The following is a 2,847-nucleotide window of genomic DNA, read 5'->3' on the forward strand; positions in this document are numbered from 1 at the left end:
ATCGAAATATCCAGGAGGTTATAAATGAGTCGAGATAATGTATTACAGGTGTTTTACGATGAAAAACTTGTGGGAACATTGGCTATGACGGCTGAATATAAAACTGCATTTCAATATTGTGAAGAATGGCTTGAGAATGGATTATTAAATTTCCAGCTCATGTAGATGGAGTAAATGCTGGAAAAATGGAATACGAGTATTCTCGGTGCGCTATGCAATGCGGAATTATAATGAGTGAGACAAGATTATTTCCATCTGAGAGATGTAAGGGATATTTCGGTACTAAAAGATTTGATAGAAGATTGGATAAAACAGGGTGTAAAAAAATTCATATGCTGACAGCAGCGGCACTGTTGGAGCTTGATTTTGAACAGCCAAGTCTGGACTATCATAGTTTAATGAAATTAATGAAGATTCTTACCAGGGATAATAAAAATGATGTGGAAAATATGTTCCGGCGTATGTGTTTTAATGTTTTTGCCCATAACAGAGATGATCATTCGAAAAATTTCACATATCTGTATAACGAAACAGAGGATGTATGGAGATTAAGTCCTGCGTATGATCTTACTTACAGTACTACTTATTACGGAGAACATACGACAACTGTTGATGGAAATGGACGTAATCCGGGGAAAAAAGAACTGTCCGTAACCGGACTGAAAACACCGGAAATAATAAAAGTAGCTGTATAGCTTTAAAGAGCAAACAGTAGTGGTGCCATGGATGCACCCTGAAAAAGGCGGCATCCCGCCTTAATTCAGATGTTCTGGTAACTTAGTTATCGAGTAATTCACATATAGGCATATAGTAATTTCATATAAAATTATTTCGGTAGTGTTCACACTTATCTACAAGAATTGTCACATGCAACTATCCTTAGCAGTATGACAACTTTGAGGTATATTCTCGTTCATTGTAGTTGGTGAGATTAAGTCAATGGATGTTCTCTGTAATACATTCTTGTAAAGTTCAAAAACGTCTGCATATCTCCACTGATATATTTTCCTTTTTTCCAGATCATACCAATCTTAATGTGGATTGGCGGATTAAGCGGAATTCCTGTAATTTCAGAATCAGTAAATTTATCAAGCATACTGGAATAGAGGAAACAACTGTATTTTCCTGTTTTTATAAATTGCAGAGTTGTGTAAATCTGACTGCTACGCATAACAATATTGGGTATGTATCCATCCATTTCGAATCTTGTTTTTAACAGCTGGTTCTGGACAGAATCAGCATTGAAAAAAATCAGTAATTCTTTAGACATTTCTTTAGTAGTAACGATTTCTTTATCCGCCAGTCGGTGGTCTTTATTCACACAGAAAACAACCTGATCATTAGCAAGAACAACATTGTGGAATTTATCAATATTATACTGTTCCATATTGACCAGCGCCAGATCCAGAGTATCATTCTGAACCAGATTACAGGCGCGGACAGAGCCGTATTCTTCCAGCACGACTGCGATTTCAGGATAATCCTGGTGAAATGCAGTGAGCAGTTCCGGGAAAAATACAGTACTTAGCATAGGTGGGATTCCAATACGGAGGGGTGGTTTCACTCTGGACATACTGGAATAGTCGGCCTGAAGTTCATTGCAATATTGAAGAATATAAGTAGCTGATTGGAATCAGCATTCAGATTTCAGCTTGTATCGGAGCGATTTTCCTGGTGCTGACAGGAGTAATCTCTGAGAAAGAGGCGCTGGCTTCTATTGATTTGAAAGTAGTATTGCTTTTTGGTGGTTCTCTTACACTGGCGAAAGCCCTGGATACAACAGGTGCTGGTGAGCTGATTGCGGATAAGATCGTAGGACTTCTCGGAGCAGATCCGAATCCGACCATTCTTCTGCTGGTAATCTTTATTGTAATCTGTATGATTTTATTGCCGATTCTGTTTCCGTTCTATCCGTAAAAACGGAATAGGATATCTTGCCAGCTACGTGCCCGGCGGTTGGAAGAAATCAAAATATTAAGTTAAAAAGCAAAGAAAAATTGCTTTACATATAACTCAATAAAACCCAAAAATCAAATGCCAAAAAACAGGACAGTTCTGAATCTACAGTCCAGTCCAAATGTTGCTGTTTGATCAGTGACAGATGTAGGAGTAAGTTAATTGGAAATTTAACTTGCCAGTACATTGATAACACGAAAATATCTGAAGTATATCAGGAGGTAAAACATGACTAAGGAAAATGGAGTTAAAGTATTAACAGACATGGTAGCAGATTTTGTTGCCTACATTGGAAAAAATTACCGGATGACGTAGTAGCGAAGCTGGAAGAACTCGGCTCTCAGGAAACAGATGCACTTCCGAAAATTCTCTACGAGACAATGACGAAAAACCAGGGACTGGCTGTCGAATTAAACCGTCCGAGCTGTCAGGATACAGGTGTTCTTCAGTTCTGGCTGAAATGTGGAACTAATTTCCCATATATCAATGAACTGGAAGGACTTTTGAAAGAAGCTGTTGTACAGGCTACTTTTGCAGCGCCATTAAGACATAATTCTGTAGAAACTTTTGATGAATATAATACCAAGAAGAATGTTGGAAAAGGAACTCCGACTGTATGGTGGGATATCGTTCCGAACAGTGATAAATGTGAAATTTACGCATACATGGCAGGCGGCGGATGCACTCTTCCGGGAAAAGCAATGGTGCTTATGCCAGGTGCAGGTTATGAAGGCGTCACAGATTTTGTACTTGATCAGATGACCAGTTATGGACTGAATGCTTGTCCTCCGCTCCTTGTCGGTGTTGGTGTAGGTACATCTGTAGAGACTGCTGCTCTCAATTCCAAGAAAGCGCTGATGCGTCCGATTGGCTCTCATAATGACAATGCTA

The 2,847-nt window shown here is 39.0% G+C and carries 3 protein-coding genes and 2 pseudogenes; 4 read left to right on the forward strand and 1 reads right to left on the reverse strand.

All coding sequences use genetic code 11. The features are described from left to right. Positions 1 to 24: 24 nt before the first annotated feature. Both AC058W_RS01145 and AC058W_RS01150 read left to right on the forward strand, forming a co-directional pair. Positions 25 to 165, forward strand: a complete 141-nt coding sequence (locus tag AC058W_RS01145; protein WP_242986828.1) for a hypothetical protein — start codon at positions 25 to 27, stop codon at positions 163 to 165. After that, positions 135 to 659, forward strand: a pseudogene (locus AC058W_RS01150) (HipA domain-containing protein); the annotation flags it as partial. The gene AC058W_RS01145 and the pseudogene AC058W_RS01150, both read left to right, overlap by 31 nt. Before the next feature lie 272 nt (positions 660 to 931). Here the strand turns inward: AC058W_RS01150 and AC058W_RS01155 are convergent. Further along, complete coding sequence (locus tag AC058W_RS01155; protein ID WP_118411428.1) at positions 932 to 1,573, reverse strand: LysR family transcriptional regulator substrate-binding protein; 642 nt, start codon at positions 1,571 to 1,573, stop codon at positions 932 to 934. A gap of 101 nt (positions 1,574 to 1,674) precedes the next feature. Here AC058W_RS01155 and AC058W_RS01160 point away from each other — a divergent pair, with 101 nt between their 5' ends. Both AC058W_RS01160 and ttdA read left to right on the forward strand, forming a co-directional pair. Further along, positions 1,675 to 1,917, forward strand: coding sequence for an SLC13 family permease (locus AC058W_RS01160; protein ID WP_242986826.1), 243 nt, complete (start codon positions 1,675 to 1,677; stop codon positions 1,915 to 1,917). A 267-nt stretch (positions 1,918 to 2,184) separates the two neighbouring features. Continuing rightward, positions 2,185 to 2,847 (forward strand): annotated as a pseudogene (gene ttdA / locus AC058W_RS01165) (L(+)-tartrate dehydratase subunit alpha); the annotation flags it as partial.

Source organism: Blautia sp. CGZ-1-C1 (assembly GCF_056504575.1).